The sequence below is a fragment of the Mycolicibacterium parafortuitum genome (genome assembly GCF_010725485.1).
Classification (GTDB): Bacteria; Actinomycetota; Actinomycetes; order Mycobacteriales; family Mycobacteriaceae; genus Mycobacterium.
This window is the reverse complement of sequence record NZ_AP022598.1, coordinates 2,223,199-2,250,046: the sequence shown is the minus strand read 5'-3', so window position 1 is coordinate 2,250,046 and position 26,848 is coordinate 2,223,199. Positions and strand designations below refer to the sequence as shown.

Annotated in this window: 24 protein-coding genes; 13 read left to right on the top strand and 11 right to left on the bottom strand. The window is 67.9% G+C overall.

Features of this window, described 5'->3' with window-relative positions:
- Position 1: 1 nt before the first annotated feature.
- The 3 genes from NTM_RS10675 to NTM_RS10665 all read right to left on the bottom strand — a co-directional run bounded on the left by NTM_RS10675 (position 2) and on the right by NTM_RS10665 (position 2,183).
- Entirely contained in the window at positions 2-766 is a 765-nt protein-coding gene (locus tag NTM_RS10675) for an MlaE family ABC transporter permease (protein ID WP_104862475.1), read from the bottom strand.
- A gap of 288 nt (positions 767-1,054) precedes the next feature.
- Positions 1,055-1,978, bottom strand: coding sequence for a 3-oxoacyl-ACP reductase (locus NTM_RS10670; RefSeq protein ID WP_163766277.1), 924 nt, complete (start codon positions 1,976-1,978; stop codon positions 1,055-1,057).
- A gap of 13 nt (positions 1,979-1,991) precedes the next feature.
- On the bottom strand, positions 1,992-2,183 hold the full coding sequence (locus NTM_RS10665) for a ferredoxin (RefSeq protein WP_104862828.1): 192 nt from the start codon (positions 2,181-2,183) through the stop codon (positions 1,992-1,994).
- 171 nt (positions 2,184-2,354) lie between these two features.
- Here NTM_RS10665 and NTM_RS10660 point away from each other — a divergent pair, with 171 nt between their 5' ends.
- From NTM_RS10660 to lpqN, 7 genes are all read left to right on the top strand, one after another.
- The gene (locus NTM_RS10660) at positions 2,355-3,536 is read left to right on the top strand and encodes an acyl-CoA dehydrogenase family protein (protein WP_104862477.1); all 1,182 of its coding nucleotides are present in this window, start codon (positions 2,355-2,357) and stop codon (positions 3,534-3,536) included.
- A 12-nt stretch (positions 3,537-3,548) separates the two neighbouring features.
- Complete coding sequence (locus NTM_RS10655) at positions 3,549-4,658, top strand: acyl-CoA dehydrogenase family protein (protein ID WP_104862478.1); 1,110 nt, start codon at positions 3,549-3,551, stop codon at positions 4,656-4,658.
- Entirely contained in the window at positions 4,655-6,187 is a 1,533-nt protein-coding gene (fadD17, locus tag NTM_RS10650; RefSeq protein WP_104862479.1) for a long-chain-fatty-acid--CoA ligase FadD17, read from the top strand. Before NTM_RS10655 ends, fadD17 begins: the two co-directional genes overlap by 4 nt.
- A gap of 129 nt (positions 6,188-6,316) precedes the next feature.
- Positions 6,317-7,978: a steroid-22-oyl-CoA synthetase gene (casI, locus tag NTM_RS10645; protein WP_163766276.1), complete on the top strand. Its 1,662-nt coding sequence runs from the start codon at positions 6,317-6,319 to the stop codon at positions 7,976-7,978.
- Positions 7,968-9,545, top strand: coding sequence for an FAD-binding protein (locus tag NTM_RS10640; RefSeq protein ID WP_163766275.1), 1,578 nt, complete (start codon positions 7,968-7,970; stop codon positions 9,543-9,545). Before casI ends, NTM_RS10640 begins: the two co-directional genes overlap by 11 nt.
- On the top strand, positions 9,542-10,681 hold the full coding sequence (locus NTM_RS10635; protein WP_163766274.1) for a 3-ketosteroid-9-alpha-monooxygenase, oxygenase component: 1,140 nt from the start codon (positions 9,542-9,544) through the stop codon (positions 10,679-10,681). The genes NTM_RS10640 and NTM_RS10635 overlap by 4 nt, the downstream gene beginning before the upstream one ends.
- A gap of 83 nt (positions 10,682-10,764) precedes the next feature.
- A complete protein-coding gene (gene lpqN / locus NTM_RS10630) occupies positions 10,765-11,502 on the top strand; it encodes an envelope biogenesis lipoprotein LpqN (RefSeq protein ID WP_163766273.1) in 738 nt (245 codons plus the stop codon).
- Positions 11,503-11,518: 16 nt separating this feature from the next.
- Here lpqN and NTM_RS10625 read toward each other — a convergent pair whose 3' ends face one another.
- From NTM_RS10625 to NTM_RS10615, 3 genes are read right to left on the bottom strand one after another with little or no spacing between them, the layout of a single operon-like run.
- The gene (locus tag NTM_RS10625) at positions 11,519-13,108 is read right to left on the bottom strand and encodes an acetolactate synthase large subunit (protein ID WP_163766272.1); all 1,590 of its coding nucleotides are present in this window, start codon (positions 13,106-13,108) and stop codon (positions 11,519-11,521) included.
- A gap of 21 nt (positions 13,109-13,129) precedes the next feature.
- Positions 13,130-14,251, bottom strand: a complete 1,122-nt coding sequence (locus tag NTM_RS10620) for an NAD(P)H-dependent flavin oxidoreductase (protein ID WP_083141901.1) — start codon at positions 14,249-14,251, stop codon at positions 13,130-13,132.
- Positions 14,248-15,897, bottom strand: a complete 1,650-nt coding sequence (locus tag NTM_RS10615) for a medium/long-chain-fatty-acid--CoA/3-oxocholest-4-en-26-oate--CoA ligase (RefSeq protein WP_163766271.1) — start codon at positions 15,895-15,897, stop codon at positions 14,248-14,250. Before NTM_RS10615 ends, NTM_RS10620 begins: the two co-directional genes overlap by 4 nt.
- Positions 15,898-15,967: 70 nt before the next feature.
- Here NTM_RS10615 and NTM_RS10610 point away from each other — a divergent pair, with 70 nt between their 5' ends.
- A complete protein-coding gene (locus NTM_RS10610; protein WP_083141903.1) occupies positions 15,968-16,774 on the top strand; it encodes a crotonase/enoyl-CoA hydratase family protein in 807 nt (268 codons plus the stop codon).
- A gap of 91 nt (positions 16,775-16,865) precedes the next feature.
- Here NTM_RS10610 and NTM_RS10605 read toward each other — a convergent pair whose 3' ends face one another.
- The 3 genes from NTM_RS10605 to NTM_RS10595 all read right to left on the bottom strand — a co-directional run bounded on the left by NTM_RS10605 (position 16,866) and on the right by NTM_RS10595 (position 19,918).
- Positions 16,866-18,077 (bottom strand): cytochrome P450, encoded by a 1,212-nt coding sequence (locus NTM_RS10605; RefSeq protein WP_083141904.1) that lies wholly within the window; start codon positions 18,075-18,077, stop codon positions 16,866-16,868.
- Entirely contained in the window at positions 18,077-18,769 is a 693-nt protein-coding gene (locus tag NTM_RS10600) for an acetoacetate decarboxylase family protein (protein WP_163769446.1), read from the bottom strand. Before NTM_RS10600 ends, NTM_RS10605 begins: the two co-directional genes overlap by 1 nt.
- Positions 18,770-18,886: 117 nt before the next feature.
- Positions 18,887-19,918 (bottom strand): LLM class F420-dependent oxidoreductase, encoded by a 1,032-nt coding sequence (locus NTM_RS10595; protein WP_104862486.1) that lies wholly within the window; start codon positions 19,916-19,918, stop codon positions 18,887-18,889.
- 67 nt (positions 19,919-19,985) lie between these two features.
- Between NTM_RS10595 and NTM_RS10590 the strand changes: the two genes are divergently transcribed.
- The 3 genes from NTM_RS10590 to NTM_RS10580 are packed head-to-tail and all read left to right on the top strand — an operon-like array spanning position 19,986 to position 23,233.
- Positions 19,986-20,978, top strand: coding sequence for a Zn-ribbon domain-containing OB-fold protein (locus tag NTM_RS10590; RefSeq protein ID WP_179963917.1), 993 nt, complete (start codon positions 19,986-19,988; stop codon positions 20,976-20,978).
- A 15-nt stretch (positions 20,979-20,993) separates the two neighbouring features.
- A complete protein-coding gene (locus NTM_RS10585) occupies positions 20,994-22,061 on the top strand; it encodes a thiolase family protein (protein WP_083141906.1) in 1,068 nt (355 codons plus the stop codon).
- Positions 22,061-23,233 carry a thiolase family protein gene (locus NTM_RS10580; protein ID WP_083141907.1) on the top strand — a complete coding sequence of 391 codons (1,173 nt, stop codon included), beginning with the start codon at positions 22,061-22,063 and terminating at the stop codon, positions 23,231-23,233. Before NTM_RS10585 ends, NTM_RS10580 begins: the two co-directional genes overlap by 1 nt.
- A gap of 4 nt (positions 23,234-23,237) precedes the next feature.
- On the opposite strand, the gene NTM_RS10575 is transcribed toward NTM_RS10580, so the two are convergent.
- Both NTM_RS10575 and NTM_RS10570 read right to left on the bottom strand, forming a co-directional pair.
- Entirely contained in the window at positions 23,238-23,816 is a 579-nt protein-coding gene (locus NTM_RS10575; protein ID WP_163766270.1) for a TetR/AcrR family transcriptional regulator, read from the bottom strand.
- A 4-nt stretch (positions 23,817-23,820) separates the two neighbouring features.
- Positions 23,821-25,044, bottom strand: a complete 1,224-nt coding sequence (locus tag NTM_RS10570; protein ID WP_232079684.1) for an MFS transporter — start codon at positions 25,042-25,044, stop codon at positions 23,821-23,823.
- A gap of 192 nt (positions 25,045-25,236) precedes the next feature.
- Here NTM_RS10570 and NTM_RS10565 point away from each other — a divergent pair, with 192 nt between their 5' ends.
- Both NTM_RS10565 and NTM_RS10560 read left to right on the top strand, forming a co-directional pair.
- Positions 25,237-26,379 carry a 3-ketosteroid-9-alpha-monooxygenase, oxygenase component gene (locus NTM_RS10565; protein ID WP_104862489.1) on the top strand — a complete coding sequence of 381 codons (1,143 nt, stop codon included), beginning with the start codon at positions 25,237-25,239 and terminating at the stop codon, positions 26,377-26,379.
- A complete protein-coding gene (locus NTM_RS10560; protein ID WP_104862490.1) occupies positions 26,376-26,840 on the top strand; it encodes a hypothetical protein in 465 nt (154 codons plus the stop codon). The genes NTM_RS10565 and NTM_RS10560 overlap by 4 nt, the downstream gene beginning before the upstream one ends.
- Positions 26,841-26,848 lie beyond the last annotated feature (8 nt).

Sequence of the window (26,848 nt, the reverse complement as noted above, 5' to 3'; positions counted from 1 at the left end):
CCTAGCGCACCAGCACTCTCACGCCGATCGCCGTCATGATCACGTTGATCACGAACAGGCAGATGAACGCGTAGACCACCGTCTCGTTGACGGCGTTGCCGACGCCCTTGGGCCCGCCCTGGACCGTCAGGCCGCGGTAGCAGCCGACGAGCCCGGCCACCACACCGAACAGCAGCGCCTTGATCTCGGCGAGGACCAGCTCACCGAGCCCTGTCAGCACCGTCAGCCCGTTGATGAAAGCCCCGGGGTTGACGCCCTGCAGGAACACCGAGAACACGTAACCGCCTGCGAGGCCGATCATGCAGACCAGGCCGTTGAGCAGCAGCGCGACGAACGTCGACGCCAGCACGCGGGGCACCACGAGGCGCTGGATCGGGTCGATACCGAGCACCCGCATCGCGTCGATCTCCTCGCGGATGGTGCGCGCCCCGAGATCTGCGCAGATCGCGGTCGCACCCGCGCCGGCCACGACGAGCACCGTCACCACCGGACCCAGCTGGGTGATGGTGCCGAACGCGGTACCCGCCCCGGACAGATCGGCGGCACCGATCTCGCGCAGCAGGATGTTCAGCGTGAACGCGACCAGCACGGTGAACGGGATCGCGACCAACAACGTCGGCACCAGCGAAACACGCGCGATCATCCAGGTCTGCTCGAGAAACTCCCTGAATTGGAACGGGCGGCGGAACGTCTTGACGAACGTGTCCAAGGACATTTCCACGAACCCGCCCACGGCCCGCGCTGGCGCCGCAAGCTGTTCGATCAACCTCGGCTCCGTTCTTAGGTCAAACAGGGTTCTCGGGTCAGCGGGGTGACAGAACGGGGGACGATCCGTGTGGCGAAGTGCCAGGGACGTACCGTCCGGGCCGTGTTCCTACCCGTGGTCTAAGCGTTGCTCTTAGTGAGCCGGATCATACTAACTAGAACGTGTTCGCAGTGTCAAAGCGCACAATATCCGGTTCATACTCTTAATTTACGCAGCTCACAGCCGGTGTGACACAGGTCATTCTAGAACGTGTTCTAGCAGCACTGGAGCCGCGTGAACCGGTCGGGATCAGGCCGGATCCCCCAGCCCCATCGCCGCCGAGAAGCTGCGCCCCGGATCCCTGTCAGCAAAGTAACCCTGCAGTGTCGAGGACAACGCCGACGGATCCCAGGCGTCCCCGTCGGCACTGAATTGCGCCTCCGCCGTCGGAGCCGCGATCAGCGTCACCGTCGGACCATAAACGATGAACAGCTGTCCGTTGACGCCTTCGGCGGCCGGAGAGGCAAGGAACCGGACCAGGTTCACGACGTGCTCGGGTGAGAGCGGGTCGACCCCACCGTCTGGCAACTCCGGAGCGTCACCGAACACACCGGCCGTCATCGCGGTGCGGGCTCGCGGCGCGATCGCGTTGGCGCGCACCCCGAACCGTTCCAACGCGCGGGCGGCCGACAGTGTCAGAGCCGTGATCCCGGCCTTGGCGGCGCCGTAGTTGGGCTGGCCGACCGGGCCCGACAGTCCGGCCTCCGACGAGGTGTTGATGATCCGGCCGTACACCGTGCCCGCTTTGTCGCCGTCCCCAGCTTGTTTGGCCTTCTCCCGCCAGTAGGCCGCCGCGTTGCGGGTCAGCAGGAAGTGGCCCCGCAGATGCACGGCGATGACCGCGTCCCACTCCTCGTCGGACATGTTGAACAGGATGCGGTCGCGGGTGATCCCGGCGTTGTTCACCACGATCCCGAGACCGCCGAGCCCGTCCGCGGTCGCGACCAGCTCGTCCGCGGTGGAGCGCTGGCTGATGTCGCCGGCGACCGCGACGCCCTTGGCGCCCGTCGCGGCGATCTCGTCGAGCACGTCGGACTTGTCGAGTGCGGCGGCGATGTCGTTGACGACGACGGTGGCGCCTGCTTTGGCGAGGCCGACGGCTTCCGCGCGGCCCAGGCCGGCGGCCGCTCCGGTGACCACCGCGACGCGGCCGGACAGATCAGTTTCAGTCAACTTACGAATACCTCTAGTCGTGTCGGATCAGGGCGGCGCGGGGGCACTCGGCGATGGACTGTTCGGCCAGCGCCTCTTCACCGGCGGGCACCGGGTCGGCCTTCACGACGGCGTAGTCCTCGTCGTCGAGCTCGAACAGGTCGGGGGCAATTCCGACACACACGGCGTTGCCCTCGCAACGGTCACGATCCACTTCCACTCGCATGAGCATCTCCTGTCGGTCCGGGCTGCTGGTCCGATCTTGCTAGGCGTCCAGTGTGTCAGCACCTGGACCCCAAGACTAGAACGTGTTACAACGAGGGTGGACCGGAGGTACGCGTTCGGCGCGCACCGATCCACCCGGGACTAAGGCTTGCAGACTAGTGAGGACCACGCGATGCGGATCGGCTACACCCCTGAACAAGAGGAGTTGCGGCGTGAGTTGCGGGCGTACTTCACCAAGCTGATGACGCCCGAGCGGGCGGAGGCGTTGGCCGCCAGCGACGGTGAGATGGGCCGCGGGAACGTGTACCGCGAGACGGTCGCGCAGATGGGCAAGGACGGCTGGCTCACGCTGTCGTGGCCGAAGGAGTTCGGCGGCCAGGCGCGGCCCCCGATGGACGGCCTGATCTTCAACGACGAGGCCGCCATCGCGAATGTGCCGGTCCCGTTCCTGACGATCAACAGCGTCGCGCCGACGATCATGCACTTCGGCACCGAGGAGCAGAAGAACTTCTTCCTGCCGCGCATCGCCAAGGGGGAACTGCACTTCTCCATCGGCTACTCCGAGCCCGGCGCCGGTACCGACCTCGCGTCGCTGCGCACCTCGGCGGTGCACGACGGCGACGACTACGTGATCAACGGCCAGAAGATGTGGACGAGTCTGATCGCGTACGCCGACTACGTATGGCTGGCCGTGCGCACCAATCCCGAGGCCAAGAAGCACCGGGGTATCTCGATGCTGATCGTCCCCACCACTGCCGAGGGCTTCTCGTGGACCCCGGTGCACACCATGTCCGGGGTCGACACCAGTGCGACCTATTACCAGGACGTGCGGGTGCCGAAGTCGGCACTGGTCGGCGAGGAGAACGGTGGCTGGAAACTCGTCACCAACCAGCTCAACCACGAACGCGTCGCGCTGGTGTCGGCGCAGCCGATCTTCGTGGCCCTCAACGGCGTCCGCGAATGGGCGCAGAACACCAAGGACGTGCACGGCAAGCGGATGATCGACTCCGAATGGGTGCAGCTGAACCTGGCCCGGGTGCACGCCAAGGCCGAGGTGCTCAAGCTGATCAACTGGGAGCTGGCCTCGGCATCGGACGCGGCGCCGTCGCCGGCGGACGCGTCGGCGGCCAAGGTGTTCGGCACCGAGCTGGCCACCGAGGCGTACCGGTTGTTGATGGAGGTCCTCGGGACCGCTGCCACGCTGCGGCCGAACTCCCCCGGCGCGCTGCTGCGCGGCCGCGTCGAGCGCATGCACCGCTCCTGCCTGATCCTGACCTTCGGCGGCGGTACCAACGAGATTCAGCGCGACATCATCGGCATGGTCGCGCTCGGCCTGCCCCGAGTGAACCGGTAAGGAAGACTTCTCATGGACTTCACGACCACAGAAGCCAGCGAGGACCTCGGCGGTCTCGTGCGGACGATCACCGAGTCGGTGTGCACGCCGGAGCACCAGCGTGAGCTCGACGCGCTCAGTTCCGAATCCGGCGGCCGTTTCGACCGAACGCTCTGGAGCAAGCTGATCGACGCCGACATCCTGTCCACCACCGCCCCGGAGTCGGTGGGCGGCGGCGGATTCGGCGTGCTCGAAGAGGTCGCCGTGCTGGTCGCCCTGGGACGTCAGCTCTCGGCGGTGCCGTATCTGGAATCGGTGGTGCTCGGTGTCGGAGCGCTGGCCCGGTTCGGCTCGGAGGCCCTGCAGCAGCACTGGGCGGCGCCGGCGATCAAGGGTGAGAAGGTGATCGCGATCGCCCTCGACGGTGAGATGGGCGACGGGCCGGTGCGCGCCACCGGTTCCGGCGACGGGTTCACGCTGACCGGCACCAGGACGCAGGTCGCGTTCGGTGCCTGTGCGGATGCGTTCCTCGTGCCCGCCGAAACCGATTCCGGCGTCGCGGTGTTCCTGGTCGACGCCACCGACGCGGGTGTCGGGGTGTCCGCGCTGGACACCACAGGCCACGGCAGCGTCGCGCGGCTACAGCTGCAGGGGGTTGCCGTCGGAGCCGACCGCCGCATCGGCGGCGCCGAGGTGCTTGACTGGCTGGTGATCCGGAACGCCTTGGCGCGCAGTGCCTATCAGCTCGGCGTGGTGGAACGCGCGCTGGAGCTGACAGCGACTTATGCGCGTGAGCGCGAGCAGTTCGACCGGCCGATCGGCAGCTTCCAAGCGGTGTCCTCGCGGTTGGCCGACGGCTACATCGACATCAAGGGATTGCGGCTGACCCTGACGCAGGCCGCGTGGCGGGTCTCGGAAGATCTTCCCGCCGACGTGGACGTCGCCAGCGCGGCGTTCTGGGCGGCCGAGGCGGGACACCGCGTCGCGCACACCGCGGTGCACGTGCACGGCGGTGTGGGCATCGACGTCGACCACCCCGTGCACCGGTACTTCCTGGCCGCCAAGCAGACCGAGTTCGCGCTCGGCGGGGCTACCGGGCAGCTGCTGCGCATCGGCCGCACCCTGGCCGACACCCCGGCTTGACCGCGGCCACCGCACCGACCGTCTCCGCGCTGCTCGCGGACCTCGCCGAGGTCGACGACCGTGGGGTGCGCTGGGTCGACCCCGACTCCGGCTCGGTGTCGTTCGTCAGCTGGCGCAACCACATTCGCGACGGTGCGGCGCTGGCGTCGGTGCTGCGCGACCGCCTCGACGGAGGCCGGCCCGCCCATGTCGGCGTGCTGTTGGGCAACACCCCCTTCTTCGGTACCGTGCTGGTCGCCGCGGCACTGTCGGGGATAGTGCCCGTCGGGCTGAACCCGACCCGGCGCGGTGACGCGCTGCGGCGCGACATCGACCACGCCGACTGCCAGTTGGTGCTTGCCGATACCGAGAACGCCCAGCCCGGCATCGACGCGATCGACGTCGAATCCGGCGAGTTCGCCGCCGAACTCGCCGCGCGCCGAGACGCGTCGGTGGAGTTCCGGGCAAGCGATCCCGGCGACCTCTTCATGTTGATCTTCACGTCCGGGACCAGCGGGGACCCGAAAGCCGTCCGGTGCACCCACGAGAAGGTCGCGTTCCCCGGGCGGATGCTCGCCGAACGTTTCGGGTTGGGACCCGCGGACACGTGTTACCTGTCGATGCCGCTGTTCCATTCGAACGCGATCATGGCGGGCTGGGCACCCGCGGTGGCCGCCGGTGCATCGATCGGGCTGCGCCGCAAATTCTCCGCTTCGCAGTTCTTTCCGGACGTCCGGCGCTTCGATGCGACGTACGCCAACTACGTCGGCAAACCGCTGTCCTACATCCTGGCCACCCCGCAGCGCCCCGACGACGCCGACAACCCGCTGCGGATCGCGTACGGGAACGAAGGTGCGCCACGTGATCTGGTCAGGTTCGCCGAACGCTTCGACGTGCGGGTGGTCGACGGGTTCGGCTCCAGCGAGGGCGGGGTGTCCATCGCCCGTACCCCCGACACTCCCGACGGCGCGCTGGGCCCGCTGCTGGGCGGAGTGACGATCGTCGACGTCGACACCGGCGCCGAGTGCCCGCCGGGTGTGGTCGGCGAGCTCGTCAACACCGACGGCCCCGGTCAGTTCCGCGGCTATTACAAGGATCCCGACGCCGAGGCCGAGCGGATGCGTGGTGGCGTTTACCACAGCGGCGATCTGGCCTACCGCGACGAGAACGGGTACGCGTACTTCGCCGGGCGCCTCGGTGACTGGATGCGGGTGGACGGTGAGAATCTCGGCACCGCGCCGATCGAGCGGATCCTGATGCGTCATCCCGAGATCAGCGAGGTCGCCGTCTACCCGATCCCGGACCCCGCGGTCGGAGATCAGGTGATGGCCGCCCTGGTACTGCGCGACGGCGCCGGCTTCGATCCGGCGCGATTCGCCGAATTCCTGGCCTCGCAAACAGATCTGGGCCCCAAGCAGTGGCCGGCGTACGTGCGGGTGTGCACCGAGCTGCCGCGCACCGAGACGTTCAAGGTGCTCAAGCGGCATCTGTCGGCCGAAGCCACCGCCTGCGCCGACCCGGTCCATCCGGTTCCCCGGTCGCGGCGCTGACAGCGGTGGCCCACGAGGTCAATGTGCCGGAAATCGAGGTCGGCCGCATCGTCGTCGACGATGATCTCCTGGTGACCGAAGGATCATTGACGGCGATCGCTGCGCGGCGGTACCTCGGCCAGAAGTTCCATGCCTGACCGGCATCCCGACGTCGCCTCGATGCTGCTCGCCCGCCTCGGCGACGAGCGGCTCGGACTGCGGACCCGTGACCGCGACTGGACGTGGGACGAGGTGGTCGGCGAATCGGCGGCCCGCGCCGGCCTGGCTCGGCAGCTGCGTATCCCGGGCCCGTTCCACGTCGGCGTTCTTCTGGAGAACGTCCCCGACTTCGTGTTCTGGCTCGGCGCAGCCGCGCTCGCCGGTGCGGCCGTCGTCGGATTGAACCCGACCCGCGGCGGGGCCGATCTGGCCGCCGACATCCGGCACGCGGAATGTCAGCTGATCGTCACCGACGCCGACGGGGCGCACCGGTTGCATGGCATCGACCACGGCCTGCCCAAGGACCGGGTCCTGATCGTCGACGACCCCGGGTATCGCGACGCTGTCGCCGCGCACCGCACGGCACCGGCCGCGGTGTCCGGAGTCGGCCCCGATTCCCTGTTCCTGCTGCTGTTCACGTCCGGAACCACCGGGACGTCGAAGGCGGTCAAGTGCAGCCAGGGCCGGCTGTCCAGGATCGCGTACGCGGCGACGGAGAAGTTCGGCCACCACCGCGGGGACGTGGACTACTGCTGCATGCCGCTGTTCCACGGCAACGCCATCATGGCGCTGTGGGCGCCGGCACTTGTCAACGGCGCCACCGTCTGTCTGACCCCCTCGTTCTCGGCGTCGCGGTTCCTGCCCGACATCCGGTACTTCGGGGCCACGTTCTTCACCTATGTCGGCAAGGCGCTGGCGTACCTGATGGCGACCCCCGAAGAGCCCGACGACGCGGACAACACGTTGACCCGTGGGTTCGGCACCGAGGCCTCGCCGGAGGACCAGGCCGAGTTCCGCCGTCGCTTCGGTGCCGAACTGTTCGAGGGATACGGTTCCAGCGAGGGCGGCGCGGTCGCGGCCCCCGATCCCACCGCACCGGCCGCCGCACTCGGCCGGCCCGCCCACCAGGACGTGGTCGTCGTCGACCCGCAGACGCTGATTCCATGCCCGGCAGCGGTTCTCGACGCGCAGGGCAAGGTGACGAACGCGGACGAGGCCATCGGCGAGATCGTCGACCGCCGCGGCGCCCGGGATTTCGAGGGGTACTGGCGCAACGACGCCGCCGACGCGGAGCGGGTGCGCAACGGCTGGTACTGGTCCGGCGATCTGGGATACGTGGACACCCAGGGGTTCCTGTACTTCGCCGGTAGGCGCGGCGACTGGATCCGCGTCGACGGTGAGAACACATCGGCGCTCGCGATCGAGCGGGTGCTGCGCCGCCATCCCGAGGTGATCGCCGCGGCGGTCTACGGGGTCCCGGATCCACGGTCGGGAGACCAGGTGATGGCCGCGGTCGAGGTCGCCGAGCCGGACACGTTCGACGTCGACGCGTTCGCGGTCTTCGTCTCCTCCCAGGAGGATCTGGGCTCCAAGGGTTTTCCACGGTTGCTGCGGGTGTCGCCACGGCTTCCGGCGACCGGGTCGAACAAGATCCTCAAGCGCGATCTGCAGGCGCAGCGCTGGCACACCGAGGAGCGGGTGTACCGCTGGGCGGGCCGCGGCCGTCCGGACTACCGGCTGATGACCGCTGAGGACCGCGCGGCATTGGACGAGGAGTTCGCACAACACGGAAGGGCGAGTTATGTCGGATGAGCGCTTGCGCGAAGACCAAACCCATTGGGATGAGACCACCGACGTCCTCGTCGCGGGGTCGGGTGCGGGCGGGGTCACCGGTGCCTACACCGCAGCGCGCGAGGGTCTGTCCGTGATTCTCGTGGAGGCGACGGAGAAGTTCGGCGGGACCACGGCGTACTCCGGCGGCGGCGGGATGTGGTTCCCGTGCAATCCGGTGCTGAAACGGGCCGGCGCCGACGACACCATCGAGGACGCACTCGAGTACTACACCGCCGTGGTGGGTGACCGCACCCCACGCGCGCTGCAGGAGGCCTATGTCCGCGGCGGCGCACCGCTGATCGAGTACCTGGAAACCGATGAGCTGCTGAAGTTCTCGCTGCTCCCGTGGCCCGACTACTTCGGTAAGGCACCGAAGTCACGCGCGGACGGGATGCGTCACATCGCGGCCAAACCGTGGAAGGTCGCCGCTGCGCCGAAGTTCCGCGAGCTGATCCGCGGGCCCCTCGACACCGACCGCCTGAGCCATCCGGTTCCGGAGGACTACTACGTGGGCGGGCGTGCGCTGATCGCCCGGTTCCTGGCCGCCGCCGAACGCCATCCGGGATCCTCGGCACGGCTGAACACCGCACTGGTGGAGCTGGTCGTCGAGGACGGCAGGGTCGTCGGCGCCGTCGTGGAGACCGACGGACAGCGCCGCAGGATCCGGACCACCCGCGGTGTCCTGTTGGCGGCCGGGGGGTTCGAATGCAACGACGACATGCGGGCGCGCTACGGCGTACCGGGCAGCTCCCGGGACACCATGGGGCCGTGGGGTAATCGCGGCCTGGCCCACCAGGCCGCGATCGCCGTCGGCGCGGACACCGACCTGATGGATCAGGCCTGGTGGTCCCCCGGTCTGACCCATCCCGACGGCACCTCGGCGTTCGCGTTGTGGTTCACCGGCGGGATCTTCGTCGACGATCAGGGCCGTCGGTTCGTCAACGAGTCGGCGGCCTACGACCGGATCGGCCGGGCCGTGCTGGACGCGATGGCCGACGGCCGGGTCACATTGCCGTTCTGGATGATCTACGACGACAGCGACAACGGTGTCCCGCCGGTCAAGGCGACCAACGTGTCGATGGTCGAATCCGAGAAATACGTGGCGGCGGGGCTGTGGCGCAGCGCGGACACGCTGGAGGAACTCGCCACCGCGATCGGCGTGCCCCCGGCCAATCTCGTCGAGTCGGTGTCCCGGTTCAACGACTTCGTCCGCGACGGCGTCGACCAGGACTTCGGTCGCGGCGACGAGGCATACGACCGAGCGTTCTCCGGTGGCGCCCCACCGCTGTACGCGATCGAGAAGGGCCCGTTCCACGCCGCCGCGTTCGGCGTCTCCGATCTCGGCACCAAAGGTGGGTTGCGCACCGACACCGTCGGGCGTGTACTCGACGCGGCGGACCACGTGATCCCGGGCCTGTACGCGGCGGGCAACACGATGGCCGCGCCCAGCGGGACGGTGTATCCGGGCGGCGGAAACCCGATCGGCACCAGCATGGTGTTCAGCCATTTGGCCGTGCTGGACATGGTGAGAGGAGGCACGCCATGAGCGGTACGGACACGGTGCGTCACATCGACACCGGGCAGGAGATGACACGGTTCGCGCGCGGCTGGCACTGCCTGGGTCTCGCGGAGTCCTTCCGCGACGGGCGCCCCCACGGCATCGATGCGTTCGGCACCATGCTGGTGGTGTTCGCCGACTCCGACGGCCAGATCCACGTGTTGGACGGCTACTGCAGGCATATGGGCGGCAACCTGGCCCAGGGCGAGATCAAGGGCGACCAGATCGCGTGCCCGTTCCACGACTGGCGCTGGGGTGGCGACGGCAGATGCACGCTGGTCCCGTACGCCAAGCGCACCCCGCGGCTGGCGCGCACCCGGGCCTGGCCCACGACGGAGGTCAACGGCCAGCTGCTGGTGTGGCACGACCCGGAGGGTTCGGCGCCCGCGACGGAACTGATCCCGCCGACGATCGAGGGTTTCGACGAGGGCCGCTGGTCGCCGTGGCAGTGGAGTTCGGTGCTGATCGAGGGTGCGCACTGCCGCGAGATCGTGGACAACGTCGTCGACATGGCGCATTTCTTCTACATCCATCATGCGTATCCGACGTACTTCAAGAACGTCATCGATGGCCACACCGCGAGCCAGTTCATGGAGTCCAAACCGCGCCCGGACTACACACCGAATCCCGAGAAGCTCTGGGATGGAACGTATCTGCGATCCGAGGCGACGTACTTCGGTCCCGCGTACATGATCAACTGGTTGCACAACGACCTCGGCCCGGATTTCACCGTCGAGGTCGCGCTGATCAACTGCCACTACCCCGTCACCCATCACTCGTTCATGCTGCAGTGGGGTGTGGCGGTGCGGGAGATGCCGGGACTGCCCGCCGACAACGCCGCGAAACTGGCCGGCGCGATGAACAGTTCGTTCGGTGAGGGCTTCCTTCAAGACGTGGAGATCTGGAAGAACAAGTCGCCGATCGAGAACCCGCTACTCACCGAGGAAGACGGACCGGTATACCAGCTGCGGCGCTGGTACGAGCAGTTCTATGTCGACGCGGCCGCCGTGACACCGGACATGACCGCCCGCTACGAGCAGGAGGTCGACACCACCCACGCCTACGAGCTGTGGCAACAGGAGGTGGACCGCAACATGGCGGCGCGAAAGATCGACATCCGCTGAGTTCTGCCACTCTGCGAGCACATCGCCGATCTTGATCTACGCTTCGCTGGACAGCACGAAATGTCCTCCGACAGGGGTTGGCCATGAAGCGCAGCGTTGTCACCTGCTCCGCCGCGGTCGCCGCGGCGCTCGCGCTCGTCGTCTCCGGCTGCGGCAATTCGGAGACCACGTCCTCGCCCGAGACCTCATCTTCGTCCGAAGCCTCTGGCTCCTCCCCCACGGCCGAGACGTCGACGAGCACCGCCGCGCCCGGCACTGCGCGCATCGCGCCCCGCGAGCAGGCCCCCGACGGACCCGCGCCGACGATCGCCGACTACATCAAGGAGAACGGCATCGAGGAGTCGCCGGTGAAACGCGGCGATCCCGGCGCTCCACTGATCGACCTGCCCGTCCCGGACGGCTGGGAGGACGCCGGCGCGGAGACGCCCGAATGGGCATACGGCGCGATCATCTACACCGGTCCGGAAGCGACCGAGTACTCGCCGAGCATCGTCGCACTGCTCTCGAAGCTGGTGGGCGACGTCGACCCGCAGGCCGTCCTCGATGCCGCCGCCGGCGAGGCCGGCAATCTGCCCGGCTGGGAACCGATGAACGAGGGAAAGATGACGACGCTGGGCGACTACCCGGCCTTCCAGCTCGGCGGCACCTGGGTCCAGGACGGGGTCACGAAGATGGCCGCGCAGAAGACGGTCGTGATCCCGGGCGGCGACGGGTCGTGGTACGTGTTGCAGCTCAACGCCGACTCACTGGAAAGTCAGCTCGACGTGCTGGGCCCGGCGACCCTCGCGATCGACGACGAGACGGTGATCACCCCGCGCTAGCCCCGCAACCGGACCGTCAGCCCGATACCAGTGACGGCAGCACCACCTCGATCAAGTGCGGTCCCGGTTCGGCGAACGCCGCGGTCAGGGCGGCCGCGAGTTCCTCGGCGGTGGTGGCGCGCCGGGCAGGCACCCCCATACCCTCGGCAATTTTCACGAAATCGATTGTCGGACTTCCGAGATCGAGGAGCCGCTGTGCCTGGGGGCCAGCCGGTGCGTCATCGGCCGCGCCCACGCGTTGCAGTTCGATCCGCAGGATGTCGTAAGCACCGTTGTTGAGGATCACGGTGGTCACGTCCAGTTGTTCGCGGGCCTGCGTCCACAGCGCCGACAGCGTGTACATCGCCGAACCGTCGGCCTGCAGCGACAGCACCGGCCGCTCGGGCGCGGCGATGGCGGCACCGATCGCGGCGGGCATACCGTAGCCGATCGCGCCGCCGGTCAGCGTCAGCACGTCGTGGGCGGGTGCACCCGCCGTCGCGGCGGCCACCCCGACGCCCGCGGTGTTCGATTCGTCGACGATCACCGCGTCCTCCGGTAGCAGCGCACCGATCACCGCGGCGGTCGAGAACGCGGTGAGCGCGCCGGTCGGCATCTCGGGCCGCCGCAACGGCGCGACGGGGACCACGGTGTCCCCGCCGAGTTCGTCGGCGAGCGCCTCAAGCGCCGCGGTGGCGCCGGAATGCGTTGCCAGTGTGTGCACTTCGCATCCGGCGGGCACCAGGTCGCTAGGACGTCCGGGATAGGCGAAGAACGACACCGGCGATGCGGCGCCGGCCAGGATCAGATGCTCGGCCCCTGCGAGCTGTTCCTCGGCGGCTTCGGCGAAGTACGCGAGGCGTTCGATCACCGGTACGCCCGCCCCGCGCCGCAGCCGGGTCGGGAACGTCTCGCACAGCACGCGGGCGCCGGTGGCCTCGGCGATGCGCGCGGCAGCCGACAGACCCGCGCCCCTGGCCGCGTCGCCACCGATGAGCAGCACCGTGGCAGCACCGGAATCCAGCGCGGCGACCGCGTCGCGGACCGCGTCGTCGTCTACCACCGCCGCAGCGGCCGGAGTCGGGAACGGATCGGGAACATGGTCGCTCCGCAAGCTCCGCTCCGCCGGCTCACTGTCGGTCCACGACACATCGGCGGGCAGGATCAGCGTCGACACCACACCGGCCCGGCCGGCGGCCACCGCGGCGGCCACGTCGACGGCGATGTCGCCGGTGTCGAGGGTGCGGCGCACCCAGCCCGACACCGTGCGCGCCACCGCGTCGATATCGGATTCCAGTGGTGCGTCGTACTTCTTGTGGTACGTCGCGTGGTCGCCCACGACCACGACCATCGGCACATGTGCGCGCCGCGCGTTGTGCAGGTTGGCCAGCCCGTTACCGAGACCCGGCCCGAGGTGCAGGAGCACGCAGGCGGGCCGGTCGGCCATCCGGGCGTAGCCGTCGGCTGCGCCGGTGGCCACCCCTTCGAACAGCGTGAGCACGCCCCGCATCTGCGGCACCGCATCCAGCCCGGCGACGAAGTGCATCTCCGAGGTTCCGGGGTTGGCGAAACACACGTCCACACCGTGGGCGACGAGTGCGCTGAGCAGAGACCGGGCGCCGTTCACCCCTGTGGTTATACGCCGGGGCTAGTTGTCGCGGATGCCATCCAGACGTTTCGTGGCCTCTTCGAATCCGCTGACCAATTCGGCGACGATGTCGGCGACGGGCCGGATCTCGTTCATCCGGCCGACGATCTGGCCCACCGGCATCGCGACCGTGGTCGGATCACTGGATTCGCTCATGCGCTGATGCGCCTCGCTGACGAGGATGTTCTGCAGCGGCATCGGCAGCGGATCGGGGGCGCCCTCGGCGTCCCACGCGTCGGTCCAGCGGCTCTTGAGCAACCGGGCAGGCTTGCCCGTGTAGATACGGCGGCGCACCGTGTCGGCCGAGGTCGCGTTCAGCATGGCTTCCTGGATCACCGAACGGCCCGACGGCAACCGGACACCGAGGTCGTACTCGGCGGAGGTCAGGAACGCCGACCCCATCCAGACACCCTGCGCGCCGAGAGCCAGCGCGGCGGCCACCTGCCTTCCGGTACCGATCCCGCCCGCCGCCAGCACCGGCGCCTTGCCGTCGAGGGCGTCGACGATCTCGGGCCACAGCACCATCGAGCCGATCTCACCGGTGTGCCCACCGGCCTCGTGGCCCTGGGCGACAACGATGTCGACGCCGTTCTCGACATGGCGCAGAGCGTGTTTCGGCGAGCCGGCGAGCGCGGCGACCGGCACTCCGGCCGCGTGCACCTGGTCGATGACATCCTTGGGCGGTGAGCCCAGCGCGTTGGCGATCAGCTTGATCGGATGCTTGAGCGCGACCTCGACGTGGCTGCGCGCCACCGAATGCAGCCAGCCCAGAACGCCTTCGGAGCGCTCCTCGTCCTCGGGCAGCGGCGGCACACCGAGGTCGGCGAGCGTCTTGTCGACGAACTCGCGGTGCTCGGCCGGGATCAGCTTGTTGATGTCGACGGAGGTGCCCTCGGTCGGGACCTTCGCCGGCATCACGATGTCGACGCCGTACGGCTTACCGTCGGTGTTGGCGTCCATCCACTGCAGGACGTTCTCTAGGTCGTCGGCGTCGTTGAACCGCACGCAGCCCAGCACGCCCAGACCGCCGGCCTTGCTGACCGCGGCGGCCACCTTCTCCGACGGGGTGAAGACGAACAGCGGGTATTCGATGCCGAAACGGTCACACAGTTCGGTTTTCACTTCGCTCCTACATGCTTGGCGTGGACCTCGTCGGCCGGCCGTTCCTCGGTGGTGTCCTTGGCCCAGCGGTAGTCGGGCTTGCCCGCGGGTGAACGCTTGACCTCGCCGACGTACCACAGGCTGCGCGGCACCTTGTAACCGGCGATCTCGGAGCGCACGTGCGCGTCCAGTTCCGCGAGGGTCGGGCGGGTGCCCGCACGCGGCTGCACCACGGCGGCGACATGCTGACCGAACCGCTCGTCCGGGACGCCGACGACAAGCGCGTCGAACACGTCGGGATGCCCCTTCAGCGCGGCCTCGACCTCTTCGGGGTAGATCTTCTCGCCGCCGCTGTTGATCGACACCGACCCGCGGCCGAGCATCGTGACGCTGCCGTCCTCCTCGACGGTGGCGTAGTCACCCGGGATCGCGTAGCGCACGCCGTTGATGGTCCGGAACGTCTCGGCGGTCTTCTTCTCGTCCTTGTAATAGCCGACCGGGATGTGGCCCCGCTTGGCGATCACACCGCGCACGCCGCTGCCGGGCTTGACCTCGTTGCCGTCGTCGTCGATCACGACGACGTTCTTGTCGATGGTCACCCGGGGGCCACCGGTGTGGGACTGACCCTTGGCGACGACGCTGCTGCCGCCGAAGCCGGTCTCCGACGAGCCGATGGAATCGGTGATGATGCGGTTGGGCAGCAGCTCGAGGAACTTCTCCTTGATGCTGGTGGAGAACAGCGCCGCGGTGCTGGCCAGCAGGAACAGACTCGACAGGTCGTACTGCTTGCCCTCCTCCTGATGCGCGATCAACGCGTCGAGCAGCGGGCGGGCCATCGCGTCGCCGGTGAAGAACAGCAGGTTGACCTTGTGCTTGTCGATGGTCTCCCAGACCTCTTCGGGGTCGAACTCGGGCACCAGCAAGGTGGTCTGCCCGGCGAACAACGCCATCCAGGTGGCCGACTGCGTCGCACCGTGAATCATCGGCGGAATCGGGTAGCGCACCATCGGGCCGCTCTCCACGGCCTGCTTGGCCAGCCCGTACTCATCGGCGATCGGCTCACCGGTGGCGAAGTCGGTGCCGCCGAACAGGACTCGGTAGATGTCCTCGTGGCGCCACATCACGCCCTTGGGGAACCCCGTGGTGCCGCCGGTGTAGAGCAGATAGATGTCGTCCTCGCTGCGCGGACCGAAGTCCCGCTCCGGCGATCCCTGGGCCAGCGCGGCGTTGAACTCCACCCCGCCGTAGCGCTGGAAGTCGTCGTCGGATCCGTCCTCGATGACGATCACGGTCTTCACCGCCGGCGTCTCCGGCAGCACGTTGGCCACCCGGTCGGAGTACCGGCGCTCGTGGATCAGGGCCACCATGTCGGAGTTGTCGAACAGGTACTTCAGCTCGCCCTCGACGTAGCGGAAGTTGATGTTCACCAGGATGGCGCCGGCCTTGATGATGCCCAGCATCCCGATGACGATCTCGATGCGGTTCCGGCAGTACAGCCCGACCTTGTCGTCTTTCTTCACACCCTCGTCGAGCAGGTAGTGAGCCAGCCGGTTGGCTCTCTCCTCCAACTCGGCGTAGGTCAGCGTCTCGTCGCCCGAAATGAGGGCGACGCGGTCAGGCACAGCGTCAATGGCGTGCTCGGCGAGATCGGCGATGTTCAGGGCCACGGCTCTAAACTAGAACGTGTTACATTTCCAGACAAGTCTGTGGCATCGACGCTGGAAGGCGGATCAATTCGTGAGCGACGAACAAAACCCGGAAAAGGCTCCCGACGCCCTCGTCGAACAGCGGGGACACACCCTGATCGTCACGATGAACCGGCCGGAAAAACGCAACGCGCTGTCCGCCGAAATGATGCAGATCATGGTCGAGGCCTGGGATCGCGTCGACTCCGATCCCGAGATCCGCAGCTGCATCCTGACCGGCGCGGGTGGGGCGTTCTGTGCGGGCATGGACCTCAAGAAGGCCGACAGCCAGTCCCCCGGCGACTCGTTCAAAAGCGGCTACGACCCGTCGAAGATCCCGGCGCTGCTCAAGGGCCGTCGGCTGAAGAAGCCACTGATCGCCGCGGTCGAGGGCGCCGCGATCGCCGGCGGCACCGAGATCCTGCAGGGCACCGACATCCGCGTCGCGGGTGAGAGCGCCAAGTTCGGTGTGTCGGAGGCCAAGTGGAGCCTCTACCCGATGGGTGGTTCGGCGGTCCGGCTGGTCCGGCAGATCCCTTACACCGTCGCCTGCGACATCCTGCTGACCGGACGCCACATCAGCGCTGCCGAGGCCAAGGAGTTCGGCCTGATCGGGCACGTGGTTCCCGACGGGCAGGCGCTGACGAAGGCGCTCGAGATCGCCGAGGTCATCAACGGCAACGGCCCCCTGGCCGTGCAGGCGATCCTGAAGACCATCCGCGAGACTGAGGGCATGCACGAGGAGGAGGCCTTCGGGCCTGACACCGCCAACGGTATCCCGGTGTTCCTGTCCGAGGACTCCAAGGAAGGCCCGAAGGCGTTCCTGGAGAAGCGCAAACCGGTCTGGAAGCTGAAGTAGGCAAGCACCACGCAAATGTGGGCCTTGTGTACGCGGATCGCTCGAAACCCGTACACAAGGCCCACATTCACAACTGTCGAAGGCGAACCCCTCAGTCCAGGACCTTCGCCGTCGGCGTGAAGACCACCGGCATCGATTCCAGGCCGCTGACGAAGTTGGCCGGCCGCAACGGAAGCATGCCCGGGTCGGCGAGACGCAGATCCGGCAGCCGTTGCAGCAGCTTGCCGAGCATCAGCTTGAGCTCAAGCCGTGCCAGCTGGTTACCCAGGCAGAAGTGGGTGCCGAAGCCGAACGCGACGTGGTTGTTCGGGCTGCGGTGGATGTCGAAGGACTCCGGGTTCTCGAAGACGGCTTCGTCGAAGTTCGCCGATTCGAACATCAGCATGATCTTCTCGCCGGATTTCAGCTCGGTGCCGTGGAACTCGGTGTCGGCGGTCAGGGTCCGGCACATGTTCTTCACCGGCGACGTCCAGCGCAGCATCTCTTCGATCGCACTCGGCAGCAGTTCGTGATTCGCCACCACCTGCTGCCACTGATCCTGATGGCGCAGAAGCTGTTCGGTGCCGCCGGACAGAGTGTGGCGGGTGGTCTCGTCACCGCCGATCAGGATCAGCAGCGTCTCGAACACGATCTCGTCGTCGGACATCCGCGAGCCCTCGACCTCGGCGTTGACCAGGATCGAGAACAGGTCGTCGCGGGGGTTGGCGCGCCGGTCGGCGATCACCTCCATGGTGAACGCGGTGTAGGCGGCGAAGGTGTCCATCAGTTTCTGGATGACCTGCTCGTCCACGGTGGAGGACAGCCCGCACACCAGATCGTCCGACCACGTCAGCAGCATGTCGCGTTCGTCGGGCAGCACGCCGAGCATGTCGCCGATCACCGCCATCGGCAGCGGCGCCGCGATGTCGCGGACGAAGTCGCATTCGCCGCGTTCACACACCGCGTCGATCAGTGTGTCGCAGAGCTTTTCGATCGACGGCACCTTGTCCATCACCCGCTTGCGGGTGAATCCGGAGTTGACCAGCTTGCGACGCAGCAGGTGGGCCGGATCGTCCATGTCGATCATGTACGGCATACCGGGCTGGTCCGGGCGGATCCCGCCCGTGCTGGAGAACAGCTCGGGGTTGCGCTCGGCGTCGAGTACCGCCTGATGCGTGGTCGCGGCGGCGAGTCCGTTGCGGTCGCGGAACACCGGCTGATTGGCGCGCATCCATGCGTACGCCGCCCGCGCCGCGGGTCCGTCGGCGTAGAAATTGCCATCGGCAAGGTCGACGTCCAGACCGGTCTCAACAGTGGATGTCATTATGCTCCTACGATTTTGGCGTCGGCGAAGGTCATGTCGACGTTGGCTGCCGAACTCGACACGAGTGCGCGCCGGGGCAAGCCTAGGGCGGCGAGCTCGGCCGCGTAGGGATGTTCGCCAAGTCGCAGCGAAACGCCCCCGGGGCGGTACCGCACCCCCGAGAGCACCATCTGACCCTCGGTCTCGCGGGCGACGCCGTCGAGATACGAGTAGGTCGAGTGGACCTGGGGGCGGCCCGCGAACCTGTCGGGAATCGGCAGGCCGGGTGCGAACTCCATGCTCACCACCCGCTGGCCGTCGATGCTGACGTCGAACCCGAACCGTCGGCCGTCTCCGCGGACGGTGAAATCCGCCATCACCTTCGGATAGCCCCAGATCGTCCGGCCGGCTTCGAGGGTGAACGGTTGGTCGACGGGAAGGTGGTGGACGAACGCGCCGGCCGACTGAAGCGCACGCACGCCTGTGGCCTGCGACCCGGGCGGGTTCACCATCACATTGGTGCCGTACTCGTAGTACTCGCCGAGGTCGGTGTCGAGGTAGCGCATCAGCATCAGCACGACCAAGGCGCGCCGGCCTCCCCTGCCGAATCGGCAGACCCGCATTCCGCTGTAGTCGATCATCCGCTGCGCGGCGTCTGCGTCGACGACGAACATCGCGGTGTGCTGATGGGCGGTGCGGACCCGCACGGGCATCGTCAGGACGGTGCCTGCGATCGTGTGCTGGGAGCGCGAAGACACAGTGTCATCGGTCACACCGCCAATCTAGAACCTCACTAGACAGTCGGCAAGAATCTGTCTAGTCGAGTGTGTTCAGACCAGGGCGGCGAGGTCCCGAATCTGCTCGGTGGAGCGCGCGCCGACGACCATCATCGTGACCCCGGACGCCTCCCACGCCTTGATCTGCTCCTGTACGTAGCCCAGGTCGCCGACGATCGCGGAGTCGTCGACCAGCTCGTCCGGGATCGCCTTGGCGGCTTCGTCTTTGCGGTCACTGCGGAACAGCCGGGTCACGTCCTCGACGACCTCGGCGTAGCCCATCCGGCGGTACACGTCGGCGTGGAAGTTGGTGCCCTCCGCACCCATCCCGCCCACGTAGAGCGCCAGGTGCGGCTTCATCAGCTCCATGATCGCGGGACGGTCGTCGGTGACGACCACCTGCGCGGTCGCGCAGATCTCGAACGTCTCCCGCGTCCGCCGCGCGCCGGGACGGGCGAACCCTTCGTCGAGCCACTCGTTGTACATACCGGCGATGCGGGGCGAGTAGAAGATCGGCAGCCAGCCGTCACAGATCTCGGCGGCCAGCGCGACGTTCTTGGGCCCCTCGGCGCCGAGCATCACCGGGATGTCGGCGCGCAGCGGGTGCGTGATCGGCTTGAGGTTCTTCCCGAGCCCGGTGGTGCCCTCGCCGGTCAGTGGCAGCGGGTAGTGCGGCCCGTCGCTGTGCACCGGAGCTTCGCGGGCCCACACCTGCCGAAGGATGTCGATGTACTCGCGTGTGCGGGCCAGCGGCTTCGGGAATTTGGCGCCGTACCAGCCTTCGACGACCTGCGGTCCGGACACCCCGAGGCCGAGGATGTGCCGTCCCCCCGACAGGTGGTCGAGCGTCAGCGCCGCCATCGCGCACGCGGTCGGGGTGCGCGCGGACAGTTGGACGACCGAGGTGCCCAGTCGCATGCGTTTGGTCTCGCGGCCCCACCACGCGAGCGGGGTGTAGGCATCCGACCCCCACGCCTCGGCGGTGAAGACCGTGTCGAAGCCGGCGTCCTCCGCGGCGGCGACGAGCTCGGCGTGATTCTCGGGCGGCTTCGCGCCCCAATAGCCCAACTGAAGACCCAGTTTCATCGCCTACCCACTTCCGCCGACGGACACCTTCTTGAAACCATTCTTAGAACCTGTTCTACTCGATGCCGTGACCACCAGCCAAAGCAGCCCGGTGCAGATCGATACGCATGAGCCGCCGCTATCCGCGCCGCTGAAGCTCGCATTCGACTACACCCGTTCAGTAGGACCACTCCTGGGCGCGTTCTTCACCGCACTGCGTGAGCGGCGCATCGTCGGAGTGCGCGGATCAGACGGCAGGGTGCATGTCCCGCCGGCCGAATACGACCCCGTCACCTGGGAGCAATTGACGGAGATCGTACCGGTCGCCAGTGTCGGCACGGTGCTGTCCTGGACGTGGCAATCGCACCCGCTCGACGGCCAGCCGTTGGATCGGCCGTTCGCGTTCGCGCTGATCAAGCTCGACGGTGCCGACACCCCGCTGCTGCACGCCGTCGATGCCGGGACCGCCGACGCCATCAGCACCGGTGCGCGCGTGCACGCACACTGGGTCGACGAGCCCGTCGGCGCGATCACCGACATCGCGTACTTCGCGCTCGGCGACCAACCCGAGGACGTCCCGCCCGCCCCCGAGGGCCTGGACCCGGTGACGATGGTCGTGACCCCGTCGGCGATCGAGATCCAGCACACCGCTTCGCTTCCCGAGAGCACGTTCCTGCGCGCCCTCGAACAGGGCCGCCTCCTGGGGGCCCGCAGCGGCGAGAACGGCAAGGTGTACTTCCCGCCGAAGGAGGCCGACCCGGCCACCGGGCTCGAGCTCGACAACTTCGTCGAACTGCCCGACAAGGGCACGGTGACGACCTTCGCGATCATCAACATCCCGTTCGCCGGTCAGCGCATCAAGCCGCCGTACGTCGCGGCCTACGTGCTGCTCGACGGTGCCGACATCCCGTTCCTGCACCTGGTCACCGAGATCGATCCGTCCGAGGTCCGGATGGGAATGCGGGTCCAGGCGGTGTGGAAACCCCAGGAGGAATGGGGCCTCGGCATCGACAACATCGACTACTTCCGGCCGACAGGTGAACCCGACGCCGACTACGACACGTACAAGCATCACCTGTAGACAAGGGAAAACCCCATGACTTTCGACAATTCAGTTGCAGTGGTCGGGTTCGCGCACGCGCCCCACGTCCGCCGCACCAACGGCACCACCAATGGTGTCGAAATGCTGATGCCGTGCTTCCGTCAGCTGTACACCGAACTCGGCCTGAAGCAGACCGACATCGGTTTCTGGTGCTCGGGCTCCTCCGATTACCTTGCCGGCCGCGCGTTTTCGTTCATCTCGGCGATCGACTCGATCGGTGCGGTTCCGCCGATCAACGAATCGCACGTCGAGATGGACGCGGCGTGGGCGCTCTACGAGGCCTACATCAAGATCCTGACCGGCGAAGTGGAGACCGCGCTGGTCTACGGGTTCGGCAAGTCGTCGGCAGGCGTGCTGCGCCGGGTGCTGGCCCTGCAGACCGACCCGTACACCGTCGCGCCGCTGATGCCGGATTCGGTGAGCATCGCGGGCCTGCAGGCCCGTTTCGGTCTGGACGCGGGCAAGTGGACAGCCGAGCAGATGGCCCAGGTCGCGCTGGATGCCCAGGCCGCCGGGCCGCGGGTGGACCGTCTTGAGCCCGGCACCAGCGTGCAGGAGCTCCTGGATCAACCGTTCTTCGCGGATCCGCTGCGCCGCCACGACATCGCGCCGATCACCGACGGCGCGTCGGCGATCGTGCTCGCCTCCGGCGCCCGGGCCCGGGAACTGCGCGAGCGGCCCGCCTGGATCACCGGGATCGAGCACCGCATCGAGACCCCGGTGCTGGGTGCCCGCGATCTGACCACGTCGCCGTCGACCGCCGCGTCGGCCGCCGCCGCGACGAACGGCGACCCCGGCTCCATCGAGATCGCGGAGCTCTACGCGCCGTTCAGCCATCAGCAGCTGATCCTCAAGGAGGCGATCGGGCTGGGCGACGCGACGAAGATCAACCCGTCCGGCGGTGCACTGGCCGCGAACCCGATGTTCTCGGCCGGCCTGGAACGCATCGGTTTCGCCGCCCGGCACATCTTCGACGGCAATGCCTCGCGGGTGCTGGCCCACGCCACGAGCGGGCCTGCGCTGCAACAGAATCTGGTCGCGGTCTTGGAAGGTGAAGTCTGATGGGTAAGAGGCTCGCAGCCGTTCTGGGCACCGGACAGACGAAGTACGTCGCCAAGCGCAAGGACGTCTCGATGAACGGCCTGGTGCGCGAGGCGATCGACCGCGCACTCGAGGACGCCGGGGTGACCCTGGCCGACATCGACGCCGTGGTCGTCGGCAAGGCGCCGGACTTCTTCGAGGGTGTCATGATGCCGGAGCTGTTCATGGCCGACGCCACCGGCGCGACGGGCAAGCCGTTGATCCGGGTGCACACCGCAGGCTCGGTGGGCGGATCGACGGCGATCGTGGCGGCAAGCCTGGTCCAGTCGGGCAAGTACCGCCGGGTGCTGACGATGGCCTGGGAGAAGCAGTCCGAGTCGAATGCGATGTGGGCGCTGAGCATTCCGGTGCCGTTCACCAAGCCGGTCGGCGCGGGTGCGGGTGGCTACTTCGCACCGCACGTGCGTGCCTACATCCGGCGCTCGGGCGCCCCGACGCACATCGGTGCGATGGTCGCGGTCAAGGATCGCCTCAACGGAGCCAAGAACCCGTTGGCACACCTGCATCAGCCCGACATCACCCTGGAGAAGGTGATGTCCTCACCGATGCTGTGGGATCCGATCCGCTACGACGAGACGTGCCCGTCCTCGGACGGTGCCGCGGCACTGGTGATCGGCGACGAGGCGAGCGCGGACGCCCGTGTCGCCGAAGGGCATCCGGTCGCGTGGATCCATGGCACCGCGCTGCGCACCGAGCCGCTGGCCTACGCCGGCCGTGACCAGGTGAACCCGCAGGCCAGCCGCGACGCCGCGGCGGCACTGTGGAAGGCCGCCGGAATCACCAGCCCGATCGACGAGATCGACGTCGCCGAGGTGTACGTGCCGTTCTCGTGGTACGAGCCGATGTGGCTGGAGAGCCTCGGCTTCGCGCCCGAGGGCGAGGGCTGGAAGCTGACCGAGGCCGGTGAGACCGCGATCGGCGGCCGCATCCCGTTCAACCCGTCCGGTGGTGTGCTGTCCTCCAATCCGATCGGCGCGTCGGGCATGATCCGCTTCGCCGAATCCGCCATCCAGGTCATGAACAAGGCCGGCGAGCATCAGGTGCCGGACGCACGCAAGGCCATGGGCCACGCGTACGGCGGTGGTGCGCAGTACTTCTCGATGTGGGTGGTCGGTTCCGACAAGCCCGCCTGACGGATCAGGCCAGGGACCCGTTCCAGACGGTGCGGACCAGACGGTCGATCGCCTCGTCGTTCAGCGCGGGCATGCCGAGCATCAGCCGGTAGTACGGCGGGGACACCACGGCGTCGACGACGAGTTCGACGTCGGTGTCCGCCGCCAGTTCGCCGCGGTCGACTGCGGTAGCGACGGTCACCGCGACGGCGCCCCGTCGGGGCCCGATCCACTGGTCGCGGAGTGCTTGCTGGATGGCGGGTTCGGACGCCGACGCCGCGATCACATTGCGCAGCAGGGGCCCGACCGTCGGGTCGACGAGGATCGTGTTGAGGGCGCGGACGTGGTGGATGACCGCCTCCATTGATGTGCTGCCGGGCGGCCGGGTGATCGAATCGCGAACCGACTCGAGCAACCCTTCGAGCACGATCGCCGCCGCCGACGGCCACCACTTGTAGATCGTGGTGCGACTGACCTCGGCGCGTTTGGCGATCGCCTCGACGGTCGCCGCCGAGGAACCGCCTTCGAGGGCGAGTTCGGCCGCGGCAGCAAGCACAGCGGTGCGTACCGCCTCACTGCGGGGGCGTCCACGACGGCTGGCCACGGGGTCAGCTTAAGGCGGCGGTCCGTCTCGATCCGGCCACGGCGACGATCAGACAGACGCCGGCGGCGAGGGCGCCGAACCCGAACATCACCGGATAGCTCACGTGCGCGGCGAGCAGGGCCATCGCGGCGGGTACGCCGAAGCCGAGATAGCTCAGGCTGTAGAACACGGCGGTCAGACCGGCGAGGTCGTCAGCGGTGGCGATGCGCTGAATCTCCTGCAGACCCGCCAGCAGTGCCATCCCGTACCCGGCGCCGAGCGCGGCGGCGGCGATCAATGCCGCCCAGACGGTCAACAGTGACGCGGCCGCGACGGCCAGTGCCATACCGGCCGCCACCAGTACGAGAGCGACGAGAGCTCCGCTTCGACCGTCGGCGACGATGTGGCGGCCGAGGTGCTGGACGGTGAACGCGACACCGAGCGTCACTGCGCACAGCAGCGCCGAGAACGCGATCGGCGCGGCCCCGACGCGCTCGGTCATCAGTGCGGGAAGCACCGCATAGGCCGACGCCCCGGCACCGAACACCCAGGGAGCGACCGGTACGACGACGAACAGGAACCGGCGATGCGATGCGCTCGGGATCGCCAGATCGGACCACCATGGCTTCCCCGATGCGTCTAGGGGGTCAGCTCGTCGGGTCTCCGGAGCGGTGATCAGCAGCGCTGCGGCCGCGAGCGCCATCACCGCGTTGATCGCGTACGGCAGCACCGTCGGTGCGGGACCCCACTGTGCGAGGACACCCGCGACGGCGGCGCCGAATCCGAACCCGGCGGTCAGGCTCATCGCGGCCCGGCGCGCTCCCGCGTCGCCGACATCCCAGGGTGGTCTGGACAGTTCTTTGATCCAGCTGCCGCCGACGGCCATCGCCAGGCCGAGCGCGAGTCCGCTGAACACCCGGCCCACGCCGAGCGTCCAGGCGGATTCGGCGCCGACGGCAAGGATCAGCGAGCCGATCCCGGCGAGCACCGGGGCGGGCAGCATCAGCGGGCGGCGACCGAAGCGGTCCGACAGCGGTCCACCGATCAACAGCGCGGGCACGATGCCCAGCACGTAGGCGAACAGCAGCAGATCGACCGTGACCGGCGTGAAGCCGCCCTCGGTCCGATACATCACGAGCAGCGGAGTGAACTCGTTGCCGCCCCACGCGATCGCGAAGGTCGACGCGGCGACGGCCGCCCACCGGCGAGCGCGCCCGGCCGAGACCTGCGCAGCGACCACGGCAGTCACGGCACCCCCTCCCACTTACTGAACACTTTGTGCACTATATAACAGTCTCCCAGCGGGTACCCGTTCGGGCGACAGCGGGACGCGAGTGGGATGCGCAACATTCCGCGCAGGTCGGGACGGTTCGATTGCGCCGCAGCGGGAAAAAACTGTAACGTGTTCTAGTTAGAAGCCACACACACTGGGAGGCCCGAGGTGAGCACCGAAACGGCTGGCATTCGCGAGATCGACACCGGCGCCCTGCCCGACCGGTTCGCCCGGGGCTGGCACTGCCTGGGCCCGGTGAAGAACTTCCTGGACGGGAAGCCGCACGGCATCGAGATCTTCGGCACGATGCTGGTGGTCTTCGCCGACTCCAAGGGCGAAGTGAACGTCCTCGACGGTTACTGCCGGCACATGGGCGGCAACCTGGCCCAGGGCGAGATCAAGGGCGACGAGGTCGCCTGCCCGTTCCACGATTGGCGCTGGGGCGGGGACGGCAAGTGCAAGCTGGTCCCCTACGCCAAGCGCACCCCGCGGTTGGCCCGCACCCGCGCGTGGCACACCGACGTGCGCGGTGGCCTGCTCTTCGTGTGGCACGACCACGAGGGCAACCCACCCCAGCCCGAGGTGCGGATCCCTGACATCCCGGAGTGGTCCAGCGGCGAATGGACCGACTGGAAGTGGAACACGATGCTCATCGAGGGCAGCAACTGCCGCGAGATCATCGACAACGTCACCGACATGGCCCACTTCTTCTACATCCACTTCGGCCTGCCGACGTACTTCAAGAACGTGTTCGAAGGCCACATCGCCAGCCAGTACCTGCACAACGTGGGCCGCCCGGACGTCAACGACATGGGCACGGCATACGGCGAGGCCTCCCTGGACTCCGAGGCCAGCTACTTCGGCCCGTCGTTCATGATCAATTGGCTGCACAACAAGTACGGTGACTTCAAGGCCGAGTCGATCCTGATCAACTGCCACTACCCGGTCACCCAGGACTCGTTCGTGCTGCAGTGGGGCGTGATCGTGGAGAAGCCCAAGGGTCTGGACGACAAGACCACCGAGAAGCTCGCCGACGCGTTCACCGACGGCGTCAGCAAGGGCTTCCTGCAGGATGTCGAGATCTGGAAGCACAAGACGCGCATCGACAATCCGCTGCTGGTCGAAGAGGACGGCGCGGTCTACCAGATGCGCCGGTGGTACCAGCAGTTCTATGTCGACGTCGCCGACGTGACGCCGGAGATGACCGACCGTTTCGAGATGGAGGTCGACACCACGGCCGCCGTCGAGAAATGGAACGTCGAGGTCGAGCAGAACCTGAAGAACAGGGAAGCCGAAAAGCAGGCCACATGAGCGACACGCCGGATGTGGACCGCCTCGCCAAGTCGATGCTGCTGCTTCACGGGCACGACGACGAGGAGCATCACCACGGCCACACTCCGGGCCCCGGCTCGCCGGGATCCTGGCGCAAGGCACCGGATTTCGCGTCCGATCCGGTGCGCGCCGCCGCGGTGCGGGAAGCCAGCCTTCGCGACCGCGAGCGCTACCTGTCCTCAGGGCTGGTCTCGATCGACTGTCGCTTCTGTCACGTCGCGGTGCAGGTGAAGAAGCTCGGTCCGGCCCACACCTCGGTGCAGTGGAACAGCGAGGCCACCGCGCGCTGCGCGCACTTCTCCGAGATCAGGGCCGCCGGCGGCGACCCGGCTCGCGAAAGGGCTTGCCCCCGACTGGCCGACAGCATCCGTCACGCGGTGGCCGAGGGGTGCCTGGAGGAGTACTCCAGCGCCCCGGCCCCCGGCGACGGCGACGACTGATCAGCCGC

Coding starts and splice junctions, on each gene's coding strand:
- NTM_RS10585 (WP_083141906.1), top strand. CDS start 20,994: ATGACTTTCGACAATTCAGTTGCAGTGGTCGGGTTCGCGCACGCGCCC.
- NTM_RS10580 (WP_083141907.1), top strand. CDS start 22,061: ATGGGTAAGAGGCTCGCAGCCGTTCTGGGCACCGGACAGACGAAGTAC.
- NTM_RS10655 (WP_104862478.1), top strand. CDS start 3,549: ATGGACTTCACGACCACAGAAGCCAGCGAGGACCTCGGCGGTCTCGTG.
- NTM_RS10595 (WP_104862486.1), bottom strand. CDS start 19,918: ATGAAACTGGGTCTTCAGTTGGGCTATTGGGGCGCGAAGCCGCCCGAG.
- NTM_RS10665 (WP_104862828.1), bottom strand. CDS start 2,183: ATGCGAGTGGAAGTGGATCGTGACCGTTGCGAGGGCAACGCCGTGTGT.
- lpqN (WP_163766273.1), top strand. CDS start 10,765: ATGAAGCGCAGCGTTGTCACCTGCTCCGCCGCGGTCGCCGCGGCGCTC.
- NTM_RS10605 (WP_083141904.1), bottom strand. CDS start 18,077: ATGACATCCACTGTTGAGACCGGTCTGGACGTCGACCTTGCCGATGGC.
- NTM_RS10660 (WP_104862477.1), top strand. CDS start 2,355: ATGCGGATCGGCTACACCCCTGAACAAGAGGAGTTGCGGCGTGAGTTG.
- NTM_RS10635 (WP_163766274.1), top strand. CDS start 9,542: ATGAGCGGTACGGACACGGTGCGTCACATCGACACCGGGCAGGAGATG.
- NTM_RS10560 (WP_104862490.1), top strand. CDS start 26,376: ATGAGCGACACGCCGGATGTGGACCGCCTCGCCAAGTCGATGCTGCTG.
- casI (WP_163766276.1), top strand. CDS start 6,317: ATGCCTGACCGGCATCCCGACGTCGCCTCGATGCTGCTCGCCCGCCTC.
- NTM_RS10640 (WP_163766275.1), top strand. CDS start 7,968: ATGTCGGATGAGCGCTTGCGCGAAGACCAAACCCATTGGGATGAGACC.
- NTM_RS10600 (WP_163769446.1), bottom strand. CDS start 18,769: ATGCCCGTGCGGGTCCGCACCGCCCATCAGCACACCGCGATGTTCGTC.